This window comes from Acinetobacter sp. 22512 (assembly GCF_052044755.1).
Lineage (GTDB): Bacteria > Pseudomonadota > Gammaproteobacteria > Pseudomonadales > Moraxellaceae > Acinetobacter > Acinetobacter pittii.
The window spans coordinates 217115-233768 of sequence record NZ_JBQENP010000002.1; the positions used below are offsets into that span (position 1 = coordinate 217115).

Below are 16654 nucleotides of genomic sequence, written 5' to 3' on the forward strand. Positions count from 1 at the left end.
GTCATGCACCTTATGCGACTTGTGCTTGTGAACGAACTGAATCTGCTAAATGCTGAGCTAAAGCATTCACTTCTTGCTCATCATCACCTTCGACCATAACACGAATTACAGGCTCTGTTCCTGACTTACGAATTAAGATTCGTCCATGTCCTTTGAGCTGTGCTTCTGCTTTATCAAACTCGGCAACCAATGTAGGAATAGAATACGGATCAAGCATTTGTTCTAAACGTACATTCACAAGAATTTGCGGGAATAATTTAAAGTCTTGAACCAACTCATGAAGAGCTTTATTTTGCTCGACCATCACGGTTAAAACTTGAAGTGCTGCAATAATCGCATCACCTGTCGTACTCTTGTCTAAAGTTAGAATATGACCAGATGGTTCCCCACCAGTAACCCAACCATTTTCTTCTAAAGCTTGTAATACATATCGGTCGCCAACCTTAGCACGAACAAAACCAACATTCGCTTTTTCAAGTGCAATTTCGAGTGCCATGTTACTCATGACAGTACCAACAACGCCTGCTGGTTTTTTCTGAGCCTGAGTCGCCAAGATATATAAAATATGATCGCCATCAATCAAGTTACCAAACTTATCGACCATCACGACACGGTCAGCATCACCATCAAAGGCAATCCCTAAATCTGCTTCGTGCTCAACTACAGCTTTTTGTAGGTTCTCAGGATGTGTTGAACCACAACCTTCATTAATATTTAAACCATCCGGCTCATTATATAAAGCAACAACTTTTGCACCTAACTCACGGAAAACCGAAGGACCAACGCTATACGCTGCACCATGAGCACAATCCACCACAATTGTTAAATTACTTAAATCAAAATGGTAAGGAAAAGTAGATTTACAGAATTCAATGTAACGACCATTTGCATCTTTTACACGAACACTTTTACCTAAGTTTGCTGTGTCATCAATATATAAATCTTTTTCTAATTCGAGGTTAATTTCTTCTTGTAGCGCATCTGGTAGTTTTTTACCTTCGCTTGAGAAAAATTTAATACCATTATCAAAATATGGGTTATGTGATGCAGAAATCACGATACCTGCATGCGCATGTAAAGCACGAGTAAGGTGCGCAATTGCTGGGGTTGGTAATGGGCCAAGCAAATGAACATATACGCCAGCAGCGTTTAACCCCGCCTGCAAAGCAGACTCTAAAATATAACCAGATAAACGAGTGTCTTTTCCTAATACAACAAGTGGCTTATTTTTTGGACTCGTTCGTTTTAATACCTTCCCTGCAGCAAAACCGAGTTTTAAAGCAAACTCTGGAGTAATAGGCATTTGCCCAAATTTTCCACGAATACCATCCGTTCCAAAATAACTCATAGCTTATCTCATTTTTACGCCACTTCAGCCGTGGCTTACTGCATATATGGCAATTCCGCCATATCTCTTTTCGTCAGATTCACTTTACACCAAAAACAAAAAGCCGTCAGTGTAATGACGGCTTTCTTCATTGTTTTGGTTACGAAAATCTAACCAACACGATAGTTCGGAGCTTCTTTAGTAATCGTTACATCATGAACATGTGACTCAGACATGCCTGCTGAAGTAATTTTCACAAATTTCGCATTTTGGCGAAGATCTTCAATCACAGCTGAACCTGTATAACCCATCGAAGAACGTAAACCACCCATCATTTGATGAACGATGTTACCCATTGGGCCTTTATAAGGAACACGGCCTTCGATTCCTTCTGGTACTAACTTCTCAGCACCTGCTTTTGAATCTTGGAAATAACGGTCAGCAGAACCAGTTGCTCCCGCCATTGCACCTAATGAACCCATACCACGATATGCTTTGTAGTAACGACCTTGGAAAAACTCAACTTCGCCCGGCGCTTCTTCAGTACCTGCAAGTAATGAACCAACCATGATCGTACTTGCACCCGCACCGATCGCTTTTGCCATATCACCAGAGAAGCGGATACCACCATCTGCAATTAAAGGAATTTGATCTTTTAGTGCGCTAGCAACGCTGTCAATCGCAGAAATTTGTGGCATACCAATACCTGCCACAATACGTGTTGTACAGATAGAACCAGGGCCAATACCTACTTTTACAGCATCTGCACCTGCATCTAATAATGCTAATGCAGCATCACCAGTTGCAATGTTGCCACCAATCACTTGTACTTGAGGGAAGTTTTGTTTCACCCAACGTACACGTTCAATTACACCAGCAGAGTGACCATGTGCTGTATCAACAACAATTACGTCAACACCGGCTTCAACCAATGCTTCCACACGACTTGGTGTATCAGCACCTGTACCTACCGCAGCACCCACACGTAAACGACCAAGATCATCTTTACAACTGTTTGGATAGCTCTCAGCTTTGCGGAAGTCCGTTACTGTAATTAAGCCTTTAAGTTCGTTGCTCTCACCAACGACCAAGACTTTTTCAATACGGTGTTTTTGCAATAATGCTTGAATATTTTCTTTAGACTCGCCTTCACGTACAGTTACTAAACGATCTTGGCCTGTCATGATGTTGCTAACAGGTTGTTCTAAATTGGTTTCAAAACGCGTATCACGGCCTGTCACAATACCAACAACCTTGCCGTCTTTAACAACAGGTACACCACTAATGTTATTAGCGCTGGTGATTGCGATGAGTTCACGTACTGTAGTTTCAGGCGTTACAGTGATTGGATCTTTCACCATACCCGCTTCGAATTTTTTCACACGGCGTACTTCTGCAGCTTGAGCAGCAATATCCATGTTTTTGTGCAAAATCCCGATACCACCATTTTGTGACATAGCAATCGCCATACGTGACTCAGTCACTGTATCCATTGCAGCTGAAACTAATGGGATATTTAAATGAATGCCGCGAGTTAAACGTGTCTTTAAAGAGACATCTTTTGGGAGAACAGTAGAGTAGGCAGGAAGTAATAAGACATCATCGAAGGTTAGCGCTTCTTGAACGATGGTCAGCATAACAATCTCACTGGTAAATTCCGTGAGCTATTATAAACAAATTTCAATGCAATTTTCATATTATCTTTGCCTTTTTCAGCAATAGATATTCGCCTATTCTAAATATTTCTCACTTATTATTGTGTTAGCTCATATTTAACTCACCTGATCATAGTCATGATCATTTTCAGAATCGGCTGGGTTAACACGAATAAGAGGAATAAGCTGGTGCGCCAAACGAGCTTTACTACACTGCTCATCTCCCACCTGCACCTCTCTACAGGTAGAACTACGTACAGCATAAATAGAACACCCCACCTCTTTACCAATTTCACCCATCAAAGCCTGACACCGTGGCTGAGCCCGATTAGTTCCACGCATACAAGAATAAACAGGTGTTAAAGATTCAACTAGATGTTCATCCATTAACTCGGCTTCAGCCCAGTAAAATGAAACCCGAAAATGTGCACAACATGCCCCACAGCGTAGGCACTCATCTGGAGTCGCAACTTGAGATAACATTTTATTCAAATTCTCGTCATCAAAAATTTTTCTGCGACGGAAAATACTAAAAAAATTTCAAATTGGACTCAAGATAATGGATCTCATTTTTTAAGTAGGGCAGCTAAAAATTTGCTCAGTCATTAAATCTACGCCGCATGGCAAGGTCTCAATCCAGTCTAAAAACTGATTGACCATTTCTTTACCCATAAATGGACTACCGTGCTGAGGCACAATCATTTCAATATCCATTTGGCGCACCATATTGACCCACAAACGGATAACTTTATTGGAACACATATAGCGTTGGTGAAAAGCCTTCATTTTCATGACGTGCGTATCGAAATCTTTTAAAGGCTGATTAGCATCTTCAACAATCGAGGCACCCATATCGCCAGAAAACAGAATCTTAGCAACTGGATCATAAAACTGAAAATTACCCACCGAATGTAAGAAGTGAGCGGGAACTACCACAAGCTTGGATTCTCCTAGAGTAATCACTTGGCCGCGGTCAGGTAATTCAATAAGACGGTCTTCCCAATTCCCTTTCATACGCTCACTCATAAATGAGGAATTTAGGTGTGGTAAAAAACGTGCCCATAATTTTGATGCAACGACTTTAGCATCGGTATAAACCAGCCAGCGTGGCATTGAAGTAATAATGTCCGGATCTTGATGAGAGGCCATCACATAGTCCAGATTTTTCAAACGTGTATATTTATTTAATTCCATCGTTAATGGAACGTAGGTCAAATCGCCACCTGGGTCAATTACAGCAGCGCGTTCATGGTCAATAATTAAAAATTGATTGGCTTGGATGCCTTCCCCTTTAACCAAGCTGGTAAAACTAATACATTTATGTACGCCATTATCAAATAATATCTGCGATGTTGTTTTTTCAAACCCCATACAATTCCCCAAAAAAACTTTAAATATTAGATATTTTTATATCCATACTAAAATAAAGGGATTCAATAACTCTTGCAATAAACTACTTTATTTTTCTAATAATATTTTAAAATTGATTTTGCTTTTCTTATTTTATAAATGAATCATAATGTTATTTAAAATTAAACCACAATAAATTAAAATAATTCTCATTATCAAATTTATTTTTTGTGCTGCTTAGGCCTCCCATGAATCAACCCTTCCGTTTTTCAACATCAAAAACATTGTTAGCAGTTGCTATTTTTACTTCGATGACAGCAAGTCACGCTGAAGAAATAACAGAACAACAAAATTCGACCAGTGTTCTCCCCACGATTTCTGTTCAAGCGCAAAAAGAAAGCACTTCACCTTACGTCGCAACGAAAGCAAACTCTGCCTTAAAATCAGACGCACCTTTATTTAAAACTGCTCAGTCGATTTCGGTGGTGACCCGCGAGCAACTTGACCAAAAACAAGCAAAGACACTTACAGATGCACTTGAAGGTGTTGCGGGTGTTGGAGCTGGGAAACTTGGTCGTCGTGGCTGGGATGATTTCATTATTCGAGGACAAACTTCTTCTGATTCAGTTTATGTAGATGGCTTAAGAGTAGGCCAAAATACGTATGTTGCTACTGAGTTATCAGGCATGGATCAGGTACAAGTTTTAAAAGGGCCTGCATCTATTAATTTTGGTTTGGTTGCTCCAGGAGGTATGGTCAACTTAGTGACTAAACGCCCTCAAGCTGAAAGCTTTGCTCGGGCCACTATGACTTATGGCAGCTACAACCTTAAAGAAGGAACGTTCGATTTAAACTATAGCCCTAATAATAGTGAAAAAGGTGCTTTCCGTTTAAATGGTCGTATCTCGGATCAAGATGACCCAACAGATTATGTATATTTTAAAAATTACTACATCTCTCCCTCTTATAACTTTGACTTAGGGGATAACACTGATCTATCTGTCATCGCAAGCTATCAGCATCGCGAATACATCCGTCAACAAGGGTTACCGGTCATTGGTACATTAAAAGATAACCCTAACGGCGCTATAGACCGAAGTTTATATATTGGCGATCCTAATTTTGGTAAATATGAAGCAGATGTTTACCGTACAGGTTATACCTTTAAACACGCTTTTGATAATGGTTGGAACTTTAATCAGAACTTTGCCGTACAAAAAACTGAAATGGATGGCACTGCTGTCTTTGCTCGCACAGGTAACAACTTTTGGGTAAAAAACAAACAAGGTGAAATCGACTACACAACCATTAGCCGTAAAAATAATAGCCGCCATCAAATTATTGATAATTTAAGCTTTGCCATTGATAACCGCCTAAATAAACAGTTTGATTTATATGGTATGCAACACGACCTTAATATTGGAGTAGATGCTTTTCAGGAAAAAAGTGATTACACCAATGATAAATACGACATTGGCGATTTAAATATCTATGACCCCGTTTACGGTCAAAATGTAAAATTGACTCAAAATGTTCGTGATATCAATCGTCTCAAATATTTAGGGCTTTATTTACGTGACCGCATTCAACTTAATGACCAATTACTTTTAAGCTTATCTGGTCGTCAAGACTGGGCTCAAACTCAAACCACAAGTTTGGTGACTGGCAGTACAAGTAAACAAACAGACAATGCATTTACAGGCAGCGCCTCTGTCATGTATACCCTTAATGATATTGTGGCTCCTTATGTCAGCTATGCCACTTCATTTACCCCAAATAGCGGTACTGATGTAAATAACAATCCATTCAAACCTGAAGAAGGGAAACAGGTTGAAGTCGGAATGAAATTACAAAGCCCAGATCAACGAGTTCAAGGTGCTATTGCTTGGTACGATTTAAAACGTCAAAATGTTTTAGTCACTGATACTGCGAATAGTGGCTATAAAGTACAACGTGGCGAACAGTTAACTCGCGGTATTGAAACTGAGCTAAGCGCAGAAATTTTAGAAGGTTTAAAATTAACAGCTGCCTATACCTACACAATTGATGCTGAAATTAGTAAAGATGCAAACGCGAGCAATGTAGGAAAAGCACTCGACAATATTCCTGAGCATGCTTACAGCCTGTCGGCTCGTTATAAATTTGACCCTGCCTCAAAACTTGGTTGGTATGTCGGCGGTGGATTCCGAGGTGAAACCTATAAAACTATGGATAAGTTAGATGTCCATATTCCAGGCTATACCGTATTTGATACAGAAGCTGGCTATGATGCAGGACATTGGGGTGCTCAACTTGCGATCCGTAATCTATTCGATAAAGATTACTATGCAGGTGCCTTAAATGAAAATTTGGTGACTTTAGGTAATCCACGTCAAATTAACTTTACTGTGAAATTTAACTATTAAAATTACCTATAAAAAAACGCACTCGATTCGAGTGCGTTTTTTTGGCAGCTTAAAATGTGTTAAAAGAAATAATGCTGTACTAGAGTAGAGATACCTACAATTAAGAAAATAGCAGCACCAATTTTATGAATGAGCGAGATAGATAAACGTTCAGCCAATTTATTACCAATAAATACAGCCGGTGCATTAGCAATCATCATTCCTAAGGTTGTACCTAACATCACCCAAAAGATGCTGTCGTAACGTGCAGCTAAAGCGACTGTTGCTATTTGGGTTTTGTCACCAATTTCTGCTAAGAAAAACAGGATAAAGGTTGCACCAAAAACACCAAATTTTTGCCATCTGTTAATACTATCCGTTTCATCATCGAGCTTATCTGGAATAAGCATCCAGAACGCCATACCAATGAAGCCAGCGGCAAGGACCCAGACTAAAATTTCGGGGCTCAGCACGGTTGTAATCCACTGTCCAAGTACAGCAGAAATACCATGATTAATTAGAGTAGCTAAAAGAATCGCAATAAGAATAGGGATTGGCTTACGGAAACGTGCAGACAGTAAAAGGGCCAATAATTGGGTTTTATCGCCCATTTCAGCGAGGGCAACAATTGAAGTAGAAATCAGAAATTCTTGCATGTCGTTTCTCTGGCTAGCATAAATGCCCATGACCTACCCCTCCTGCTAGCCAAATATCTGCAGAGTGGTAAATCAAAGGTCTTGCCAACTCGGAAACGATGAGACGTTTAAGCTATGATGACCATGTTCTGTTGAACAATTATGTTGATCATCACCTATTCATTTAGAAATGAATAGCGGCTACTCCCCAATGAAGTATGCGTTTATTATATTCGAGTAGTTCTATTTTTCAAACATTCAGGCGAAAAATTTTATCCACGCCCAAACTAACAATCGCCCTAGACCCAATAGTAAAGCTAAACAAATACTTAAGTTAATAAATCCAAAATTATTAATACCAGTTACGTGCTGAGACTGAAATTCAAATGGCAAAATAAGCATTGCTACAAATACTTCCAAGCCCATTGCAACGTAAGTCATCCATTCCCAAGGAAAGTGTAAAACACTCACCCACAACCCCATTAATAAAAATACAATTAATAGAATCGGCACCATGATTTTTAAAAATCCTACCATTTATTCTTTCTCCTTTACCGACTAACGAGAAATTTCTCCTCTCTCGACACTTCATTTTTCGTCTTTAGATTAACTTAAAACCAATTAAATTAAATATCAAAATAAAACCCCGCCGAAGCGAGGTTTTAATGATTCATTTAAAAATATTAGATTAATAAAGTACGAATATCTTTAAGAAGTTTCGTAAGTTTATTTGTAAAGCGAGCTGCATCTGCACCATTAATTACACGGTGGTCATAAGACAATGACAACGGCAACATTAAGCGCGGATCAAAGTCTTTACCATTCCATACTGGCTGCATTGTTGCAGGTGAAATACCTAAAATTGCAACTTGTGGCCAGTTCACAAGAGGTGTAAATGCGGTACCACCAATTGCGCCCAAACTTGAAATGGTGAAATTCGCACCTTGTAAGTCTTTTGGTGTTAATTTCTTATCACGTGCTTTTTGACCTAACACACCCAATTCAACTGCAATTTGCTTAATTGATTTTTGGTCTGGGTTACGAAGTACTGGCACAGTTAAACCATCAGGTGTTGCTACCGCAATTCCCATATGGATTTCATTGCGCAAGAGCACTGATTTACCGTCATCAGATAGATGACCTGCAAACTCACGCTCTTCTTTTAACAAGTACGCAACCGCTTTGATAATGAATGCCATAATCGTCAGGCTAATACCTTCTTTTTTGAAGTTGCCTTTTAACTCATTACGCCAATCTTCCAACTCAGTAATGTCTGCCAAATCAAACTGGGTGACTTGCGGAATAAAGTTGTTCAACGACAATTGCGGAATTGATACTTGCTGCAAACGTGTCAGTACTTTTTCTTCTACGCCACCAAACGCAGTGAAGTCAGGAAGCTTTGGCAAACCCGAAACCGCTGGTGCAGCCGAAGCAACTGGTGCCGCTTGCGGTGCAGTTAAACGAGTCTTCACATACGCAAAGATATCTTCTTTAACAACACGGCCATGTTCACCAGAAGTTTTAACTTGAGATAAAACTACACCAAGTTCACGAGCAAGCTTACGCACAGCTGGGCCTGCATAAACTTTAGCGTTTTCGGCTTCTTGTTCTTTGGTTAATTTATCATTACCAGAAGAAGCAGGGGCAGATACTGCTTGAGTCGGAGCAGGAGCTGCTGCTTTAGGCGCTGCTGCCTGCGGAGCTGGAGCTGATTCTGCTTTCGCCGCTGGTGCAGCAGCAGGTGCTTGGCCTTCAGCTTCAATTGTTGCCAGCAATACACCTTGTGAAACTTGTTGGCCTGCTTGCAAGTGAATTGCTTTCACAACACCAGCAACAGTACTTGGAACTTCCACAGTTGCTTTATCTGACTCAACAACAACAAGGCTTTGGTCTACATCAACTTTGTCACCAACCTGAACCAAGATTTCAGCAACAACTGCTTTATCTACACCCAAATCAGGAACGTTAATGTCAACCGGTCCAGATTGAGTAGCAGTCGATGCTACAGTTTCTTGCTGAGTTGGTGCAGGTGCTGCCGCCGGAGCTGCTGTTGTAGAAGCAGGCGCCTCAGCTGGCGCACTAGATGCAGATGTTGTTTTTACTTTAATGAGCACAACACCTTCTTTAACTGTATCGCCTTCTTTAACTTGAATGCTTTCTACAGTACCTGCAATACTGCTTGGTACTTCTACAGTTGCTTTGTCAGACTCAACCACAACGATGCTTTGTTCAACATCGATTTGCTCGCCAACTTTTACTAAAATTTCACCAACTAGTGCTTTTTCAACACCAATATCGGGAACTTGAACTTCAACCACTTGGCTAGTGGTTGCCGTTGCTGGTTGAGCAGCAGTTGAAGGCTGTTGAGCCGCTGCCGGTACTGCTGTTTGTTCAGCTGCTGGTGCAGCTTTTGGAGCTTCTTCTGCTTGAGCTACTGGTGCAGCACCCTCAGCTTCAAGTTCAAGCAATACCGTACCTTCAGTTACGCTATCACCTTCTTTGATTAAGATGCTTTTTACCACACCTGCTGAAGTGCTAGGCACTTCAACAGAGGCTTTATCTGACTCAAGCAAAACAAGGCTGTCATTTTCTGCAATGCTATCGCCAACTTTTACTAAAATTTCAGCAACAACTGCTTTATCTACACCAATATCAGGGGTCTTAATTTGCATGCTTAGTTCCCCTCACCTGTTTGCGTTTCATTATATTCAGCAACTGCCTGAACTTCTGGATGCGCTTGAGGAGCCCATGCCACTGGACGGTCAGTATCTAACTCAAAGTTAGAAATTGCGTCTTTAACTAAACGTGCGTCTACTTCACCTTCGTCAGCTAATTTTTTCAAAGTAGCAACAACGATATGTGCAGCATCAACACCAAAGAAACTACGTAAGTTAGCACGTGTATCTGAACGACCGTATCCATCTGTACCTAATGCAACAAATGGGCGACCATCTGGAAGATACGCACGGATTTGTTCGCTATAAGCACGCATATGGTCTGTTGCTGAAACAACAATACCTTCTGTACCACGCAACTGTTTAGATACCCAAGATTCTTTCACTTCTTCAGAAAGTGGGTGTAAACGGTTGTATTCTTCACATGCCATACCATCACGTGACAACTCATTGAAGCTTGTTACACTCCAAACGTTTGAATGGATTTGGTATTCATCACGTAAGATTTTCGCAGCCTTGATCACTTCACGAAGAATCACACCTGAACCAAGTAATTGGACAGTTGCTTTTTCATCTTTTTCGAACAAGTACATACCACGTTTAATGCCTTCCTCAGCGCCTTCAGGCATTGCAGGATGCTCGTAGTTTTCATTCATTACAGTTAAGTAGTAGAACACACGCTCTTGGTTCACATACATACGTTTTAAACCGTCATGCACGATTACAGCTAACTCATAACCAAAACATGGATCATAAGATACACAGTTTGGAATAGTGTTCGCCAAGATATGTGAATGACCATCTTGGTGCTGTAGACCTTCACCGTTCAACGTTGTACGACCAGCAGTTGCACCCAACAAGAAACCTTGAGCTTGCGCATCACCTGCTGCCCATGCAATGTCACCAATACGTTGGAAACCAAACATTGAGTAGTACATATACATTGGAATCATTGGCAAGTTATTAGTTGAATAACTTGTTGCCAACGCAGCCCATGCACTCATTGCACCAGCTTCGTTAATCCCTTCTTGTAGCATGTGACCGTCACTTGCTTCACGGTAATGCATTAATTGTTCTTGGTCTTCTGGGGTATATTTTTGACCGTGAGCAGCATAGATACCGAGCTGACGGAACATACCTTCCAGACCAAAAGTACGTGCTTCATCTGGAACAATTGGTACTACGCGGTCTTTAATCGCTTTTTCTTTGAGTAAAGAAGCAATTAAACGAACCATCACCATAGTGGTAGATTGTTCTTTACCACCTGAGCCATTCAATACAGCATCAAATACAGATAATTCAGGAATCGCTAAAATTTCACTCTCTTTACGACGTGCAGGTAGGTAACCACCTAACGCTTCACGACGCGCCTTCATGTACTTCATTTCTGGAGAGTTTTCACTTGGGCGATAGAATGGAAGCTCTTCTAACTTATCGTCTGTAAATGGAAGATTGAAACGGTCACGTACATATTTCAAAGAGTCGATCTGCATTTTTTTGATTTGGTGAGTTTTGTTCACCGCTTCAATTTCTTCAGACAAACCGTAACCTTTAACAGTTTTCGCAAGAATAACTGTTGGTTGACCTTTAGCTTTCATTGCTTCTGCATATGCAGCAAACACTTTGTAAGGGTCATGACCACCACGGTTGAGATTATCAATGTCTTCATCGCTTAAATCTTTTACAAGTTCCGCAGCTTCTGGGTACTTGCCAAAGAATTTCTCACGTGTATATGCACCACCTTTCACTTGATAGCGTTGGTATTCACCATCAACTGTCTCTTCCATTACCGCTTTTAAAGCGCCTGTGCTGTCTTTTGCAAGTAGTGGGTCCCAATGACGGCCCCATACCACTTTAATAACACGCCAGCCCGCACCACGGAATAAAGATTCTAGTTCTTGAATGATTTTACCGTTACCACGTACAGGACCATCTAAACGCTGTAAGTTACAGTTAACAACCCAGATAAGGTTATCAAGCTTTTCGCGACCAGCAAGTGAAATAGCACCAGTACTTTCCGGCTCATCCATCTCGCCATCGCCAAGATAAGCCCAAACTTTACGATCTTCTTCTTTGATCAAGCCACGGTTCATCAAATATTTTTGAATATGTGCTTGATAAATCGACATGATTGGACCAAGACCCATTGATACGGTTGGGAATTGCCAATAGTCAGGCATTAAATATGGATGCGGATAGCTTGGTAAACCGTTACCGCCAACTTCACGGCGGAAATTACTTAACTGTTCTTCAGTTAAACGTCCTTCAAGGAATGAACGTGCATAAATACCAGGAGCACAGTGCCCTTGGTAATAAATCATATCTCCGCCAAAGCTATTGCTGTTTGCGCGGAAGAAATGGTTAAAACCTACGTCATATAATGTTGCACTTGATGCGAAGCTCGCCAAGTGTCCACCTAAATCGTCACCTGTTTTATTCGCACGAAGTACCATTGCTAAGGCATTCCAACGAATCAATGCACGAATACGGCGTTCCATATCTTGGTCGCCTGGCATTGCAGGTTGTTCTTCAACAGAAATTGTATTTAAGTAAGGTGTATTGAGACGTTGAATTGGAACATGCTTAGCAATTGCTTGTTGGTAAAGTTTTTCCAACAAGAATGCCGCTCGTTCAGTTCCCATATGTTGTAAAACTGAATCGAATGCATCTTGCCATTCTTGGGTTTCTTGTGCGTCGGAGTCACCGTAAAACGCCATAATTCACCTGTTCCTTGTTCTCTAATCTACTTTGTATTTTTACCACGTTTTACCCCTTTCAAGTTATTGCCTCGGGTGAATGTGGGGGGGGCCTATTATTTTCTGAATGAATAGTCATTGACCGAGCAGTAAACAAAATAACAAAAAAACGCCAATAATGGCGTTTTTTTATACAATCTTTGCGTTAAAAAAGGTTTAGCTTAGTTTTAGATTCATAAATTTAATAACCTTACCTTTTTAAGTATGCTTTTATGGAAGCATCGCCAAGTAAGTAGTTGGGTTTTTACGTTGACCGTCTTTTACTACTTCATAATGCAAATGTGGACCAGTACAGCGACCTGTACACCCTACATTAGCAATATGTTCACCAGCAGAGACTTGGTCGCCTACACGTACCATTAGACGTGAAGCATGAGCATAACGCGTTAAATAACCATTGCCGTGGTTAATTTCAACATATTGACCATAGCCAGTGCCCCAGCCAGATTTAGTTACAATACCTGGGCCTGTAGCATAGATTGGCGTGCCACTCGGAGCAGCCATATCTAATCCGCCATGATGTTCTGCACGGCCACCCATGGTACGACCACCAAAGTTTGAAGAAACTCGTACAGTATCAGGAAGAGGGTGAGAAACTAACCAAGAGTAAGAATTTGAAGAAGAACCATTAAAAGAATTTTTTGCGGTTGTGTTACCGTACTTCTTTGCGAGCGACTCATTGTTGAGTTCAACTGTTTTTTGGCGTAAGGTCACTGAAACTTTCGCACTCGCCGGAAGATCTAAATCATCGGGATGAGTATATGAACCTTGAGATAATGTTTTTGATAGCTGTTCCAATCGATCTGAATCAGTAGATTGGTTAATTGTTTGATAATCTGCAAAAGCAACTGATGCTGCCGAAGCGGCAAGTGAAAACGCTAATAAAATACGACGCGTGTGCATAAAAACCTCTTGAAACTGTTCTTACTCAAGTTCCTTATGATCTCTTCCTTGATATCGATTGAAATGAACGCTTAAGATTAAGACAAGAATCCATCCGAGAATGACCATGTCTAAACCCGATAACGTTTTTCAACAAACCGGAAAACACATAAAAACAGGAAACCTTACGTTTCTAACAACGCAAGTCGCGCAATGGCAAAGACTTACGAAAATTATCCAACCCTTATTGCCCCAACCGGAACAATGGCAGGTCGTGTGTTATCAAAATGGCTCTTTAATCATTACTGGTGAAAATCAAGCGATGATTAGTCAACTCAGCTATTTACAGAACCAATATGTATCTAAATTATCTCAGCTTGAAGGGTTAAAAGACTTACAAAGAATTCAGGTCCGATTGAGAAATAAAAACATTCCAAATACACCCTCATCTGAGCCATCTAAACCCATTCCCCCGGAAACACAAGAAATGTTACGTAGTGCAGCCGACTTCGTGAGCGACCCTAAGCTTAGCCAAGCTTTACTACGTTTGGCAAGCAATAAAAAATGACGAGCTTTCTATTTCTTAATTAGAATCATTATTATTATGTGATTATAATCACACTTTTTAATGTTACATTATAACGTAGCCAAGTAAAGACAAGGACTTATGTCACGCTCACATATGGAATTGGACATTGACTCTCGTCATCAAATGTTACAATTTCATAATTACTCGGATCACTTTGAACATTGCGTAACAACTGATTATTTAAAGCATGTCCTGATTTATAGCCATCAAACTTGGCAATAATTTGATGACCAAGCAAATACAAATCACCAACTGCATCCAAAATCTTATGTCTAACAAATTCATCAGCGAAACGTAAACCTTCTTCGTTGACGACCCCTGTATCATCTACACCAATTGCATTATCTAAACTTGCACCTAGTGCTAAATTGTTTGCCTTCAGGTAGTCCAAATCTTTCATGAAACCAAAAGTACGTGCTTCACTGACTTCATAAACAAACGTTTCAGTCGAAAAATCGATAGTCGCAGATTGATATTCTTTAGCAAATGCCGGATGGTCAAAATCAATCGTGAAATTTAATTGAAAACCATTGTGAGGGCTAAAAATTGCTTTCTTATCATCGATGAGTGCTTCAACTGGTTTTAATATTCTTATGAATTTTTTCGGTGCATCCAGTTCTCGTAATCCACCTTGCATTAAAAGGTAAATAAATGGACCAGCACTACCATCCATAATTGGAACTTCAGAAGCAGATACCTCAACAATCAGGTTATCAATTCCTAAACCTGCAATCGCACTCATTACATGCTCAATTGTGCCTACTTTTATATCTCCGGTTACCAAGTTGGAGCACATAAAAGCTTCTTGGATGAGCAATGCATTAGCAGGGATATCGACTGGCGGATCCAAATCGATACGGCGAAATACAATACCCCCATCCACGGTATGTGGAATGAAATTGATCATCACTTTTTGACCGCTATGAAGACCTATTCCACTCGCTTTTACCACACGATTGAGAGTACGCTGTTTCACCATGCTTTGTAACTTCTTTTTTAAAACCGCTATACGTTAGCATATTTAGTCATTGATCAAAAATAAAAAAAGGCAGTGTTTAAACACTGCCCTTCATTAAATCTAACGATACTTTACTTACGTTGCTGATTTTTCAAGTAATCTTGAATACTCATTGGAGAAGAACGCGGAGTAGAACTTGCTGTGCTACTGACTTCATTATCGGCGTTTTGACGCTTATTAATTGCAGGAACGTCATCTTCATCAACAGATTGAGCTGATTGAGACGAAGCATGGCTTACCGTATTACGTTTTCTTGGTTCAGCATCTGCTGCATTACGAGTTAAACCAGTTGCAATCACTGTTACGCGTAATTCATCACGTGCATCTGGATCAAATACTGTACCGTAGAAGATTTCACCTTCATCAAGGTCAACAATCTGGTTCACAACGTCAGTAATGATTTCTGTTTCACGTAACGTAATATCATCACCACCCGTAATGTTAATTAACACACCTTTGGCATTAATAATATTAACATTATCAAGTAATGGACTACGGATCGCTTGTTCAGCAGCTTGACGTGCACGATCTTCACCACGACCTAAACCAGCACCCATCATTGCGTAACCGCGAGTACTCATTGCAGTTTTCAAATCGGCGAAGTCAAGGTTAATATGACCACGGTTAACAACCAAGTCAAAGATACTACGTACAGCGTTTAACAATACATCATCAGCTTTTTTATAAGCATCTTTCATTGAAATATCGCCATATACACTTAATAAGCGTTGATTAGGGATAATAATCAATGAGTCAACATGTGCTTCAAGTGCTTCAATACCACGTTCAGCAGACTTTAAACGGCGGCGGCCTTCAAAGTTAAATGGCGTTGTAACTACACCAACAGTCAAAATGCCCATTTCTTTGGCAACTTCAGCCACAACAGGCGCTGCACCAGTACCTGTACCACCACCCATACCAGCGGTAACGAAAACCATATCCGTACCTTCAAGGTGGTGACGAATGATTTCACGGCTTTCTTCTGCTGCAACTTGCCCTACTTCGGGGTTAGCACCAGCACCAAGACCACGTGTACTTTGCTCGCCTAACTGAATTTTGAAAGGTGCATTCATACAGTCCAGTGCTTGTTTGTCTGTATTGGCACAAACGAATTTAACACCTTGAATATCAGACTGCACCATATGTTGAACGGCATTACCGCCACCACCACCTACACCAAATACAGTGAAACGGGCTTGACCGTTGCCATCGTTTAGTTCATCTTCTATAAATTCAAATGAGGCCATGACCTTTAGGGTTCCTAATACATTATGGCAGTCACTTCAGCCCGTATACTGCCTTGATTTTCAAAAATAACTAATTTTAAGAATGCTGTGCAATACCAACCTTGTCAAGTACAGCGGTTTTCTCTTACAACTTCCT

At 40.5% G+C, this 16654-nt stretch carries 13 protein-coding genes and 1 riboswitch; of the genes, 2 read left to right on the plus strand and 11 right to left on the minus strand.

What is annotated here, in order from left to right; genetic code table 11:
* Positions 1 to 10: 10 nt before the first annotated feature.
* The 4 genes from glmM to ACTJJG_RS04015 all read right to left on the minus strand — a co-directional run bounded on the left by glmM (position 11) and on the right by ACTJJG_RS04015 (position 4353).
* Complete coding sequence (glmM, locus tag ACTJJG_RS04000) at positions 11 to 1348, minus strand: phosphoglucosamine mutase (protein ID WP_002121981.1); 1338 nt, start codon at positions 1346 to 1348, stop codon at positions 11 to 13.
* 149 nt (positions 1349 to 1497) lie between these two features.
* Complete coding sequence (guaB, locus tag ACTJJG_RS04005; protein WP_002121951.1) at positions 1498 to 2964, minus strand: IMP dehydrogenase; 1467 nt, start codon at positions 2962 to 2964, stop codon at positions 1498 to 1500.
* A 135-nt stretch (positions 2965 to 3099) separates the two neighbouring features.
* Positions 3100 to 3465, minus strand: coding sequence for a YkgJ family cysteine cluster protein (locus tag ACTJJG_RS04010; RefSeq protein ID WP_032057088.1), 366 nt, complete (start codon positions 3463 to 3465; stop codon positions 3100 to 3102).
* Between the two features lie 90 nt (positions 3466 to 3555).
* On the minus strand, positions 3556 to 4353 hold the full coding sequence (locus ACTJJG_RS04015) for an MBL fold metallo-hydrolase (protein ID WP_017387567.1): 798 nt from the start codon (positions 4351 to 4353) through the stop codon (positions 3556 to 3558).
* Positions 4354 to 4580: 227 nt separating this feature from the next.
* On the opposite strand from ACTJJG_RS04015, the gene ACTJJG_RS04020 reads away from it, so the two are divergent.
* A complete protein-coding gene (locus tag ACTJJG_RS04020) occupies positions 4581 to 6737 on the plus strand; it encodes a TonB-dependent siderophore receptor (protein WP_032057089.1) in 2157 nt (718 codons plus the stop codon).
* A gap of 59 nt (positions 6738 to 6796) precedes the next feature.
* Here ACTJJG_RS04020 and ACTJJG_RS04025 read toward each other — a convergent pair whose 3' ends face one another.
* The 5 genes from ACTJJG_RS04025 to ACTJJG_RS04045 all read right to left on the minus strand — a co-directional run bounded on the left by ACTJJG_RS04025 (position 6797) and on the right by ACTJJG_RS04045 (position 13685).
* Positions 6797 to 7372, minus strand: a complete 576-nt coding sequence (locus ACTJJG_RS04025; protein ID WP_005804434.1) for a TMEM165/GDT1 family protein — start codon at positions 7370 to 7372, stop codon at positions 6797 to 6799.
* Between the two features lie 15 nt (positions 7373 to 7387).
* Positions 7388 to 7573: riboswitch (yybP-ykoY riboswitch) on the minus strand.
* Positions 7574 to 7609: 36 nt separating this feature from the next.
* Positions 7610 to 7888, minus strand: coding sequence for a hypothetical protein (locus tag ACTJJG_RS04030; RefSeq protein ID WP_032057090.1), 279 nt, complete (start codon positions 7886 to 7888; stop codon positions 7610 to 7612).
* Positions 7889 to 8034: 146 nt separating this feature from the next.
* On the minus strand, positions 8035 to 10023 hold the full coding sequence (locus ACTJJG_RS04035) for a 2-oxo acid dehydrogenase subunit E2 (protein ID WP_372552646.1): 1989 nt from the start codon (positions 10021 to 10023) through the stop codon (positions 8035 to 8037).
* Between the two features lie 2 nt (positions 10024 to 10025).
* Positions 10026 to 12743, minus strand: a complete 2718-nt coding sequence (gene aceE / locus ACTJJG_RS04040) for a pyruvate dehydrogenase (acetyl-transferring), homodimeric type (RefSeq protein ID WP_017399844.1) — start codon at positions 12741 to 12743, stop codon at positions 10026 to 10028.
* 249 nt (positions 12744 to 12992) lie between these two features.
* Positions 12993 to 13685, minus strand: coding sequence for a M23 family metallopeptidase (locus ACTJJG_RS04045; protein WP_017399845.1), 693 nt, complete (start codon positions 13683 to 13685; stop codon positions 12993 to 12995).
* Positions 13686 to 13785: 100 nt separating this feature from the next.
* Between ACTJJG_RS04045 and ACTJJG_RS04050 the strand changes: the two genes are divergently transcribed.
* Positions 13786 to 14232: a DciA family protein gene (locus tag ACTJJG_RS04050; RefSeq protein WP_002121887.1), complete on the plus strand. Its 447-nt coding sequence runs from the start codon at positions 13786 to 13788 to the stop codon at positions 14230 to 14232.
* A 97-nt stretch (positions 14233 to 14329) separates the two neighbouring features.
* Here the strand turns inward: ACTJJG_RS04050 and lpxC are convergent, their stop codons facing one another.
* Positions 14330 to 15232, minus strand: coding sequence for a UDP-3-O-acyl-N-acetylglucosamine deacetylase (lpxC, locus tag ACTJJG_RS04055; RefSeq protein WP_002121967.1), 903 nt, complete (start codon positions 15230 to 15232; stop codon positions 14330 to 14332).
* A gap of 110 nt (positions 15233 to 15342) precedes the next feature.
* On the minus strand, positions 15343 to 16518 hold the full coding sequence (gene ftsZ, locus ACTJJG_RS04060; protein WP_002121912.1) for a cell division protein FtsZ: 1176 nt from the start codon (positions 16516 to 16518) through the stop codon (positions 15343 to 15345).
* Positions 16519 to 16654: the final 136 nt, after the last annotated feature.

Coding starts and splice junctions, on each gene's coding strand:
- ftsZ (WP_002121912.1), bottom strand. CDS start 16,518: ATGGCCTCATTTGAATTTATAGAAGATGAACTAAACGATGGCAACGGT.
- ACTJJG_RS04010 (WP_032057088.1), bottom strand. CDS start 3,465: ATGTTATCTCAAGTTGCGACTCCAGATGAGTGCCTACGCTGTGGGGCA.
- ACTJJG_RS04020 (WP_032057089.1), top strand. CDS start 4,581: ATGAATCAACCCTTCCGTTTTTCAACATCAAAAACATTGTTAGCAGTT.
- guaB (WP_002121951.1), bottom strand. CDS start 2,964: ATGCTGACCATCGTTCAAGAAGCGCTAACCTTCGATGATGTCTTATTA.
- ACTJJG_RS04050 (WP_002121887.1), top strand. CDS start 13,786: ATGACCATGTCTAAACCCGATAACGTTTTTCAACAAACCGGAAAACAC.
- ACTJJG_RS04015 (WP_017387567.1), bottom strand. CDS start 4,353: ATGGGGTTTGAAAAAACAACATCGCAGATATTATTTGATAATGGCGTA.
- aceE (WP_017399844.1), bottom strand. CDS start 12,743: ATGGCGTTTTACGGTGACTCCGACGCACAAGAAACCCAAGAATGGCAA.
- ACTJJG_RS04045 (WP_017399845.1), bottom strand. CDS start 13,685: ATGCACACGCGTCGTATTTTATTAGCGTTTTCACTTGCCGCTTCGGCA.
- ACTJJG_RS04030 (WP_032057090.1), bottom strand. CDS start 7,888: ATGGTAGGATTTTTAAAAATCATGGTGCCGATTCTATTAATTGTATTT.
- ACTJJG_RS04035 (WP_372552646.1), bottom strand. CDS start 10,023: ATGCAAATTAAGACCCCTGATATTGGTGTAGATAAAGCAGTTGTTGCT.
- ACTJJG_RS04025 (WP_005804434.1), bottom strand. CDS start 7,372: ATGCAAGAATTTCTGATTTCTACTTCAATTGTTGCCCTCGCTGAAATG.
- glmM (WP_002121981.1), bottom strand. CDS start 1,348: ATGAGTTATTTTGGAACGGATGGTATTCGTGGAAAATTTGGGCAAATG.
- lpxC (WP_002121967.1), bottom strand. CDS start 15,232: ATGGTGAAACAGCGTACTCTCAATCGTGTGGTAAAAGCGAGTGGAATA.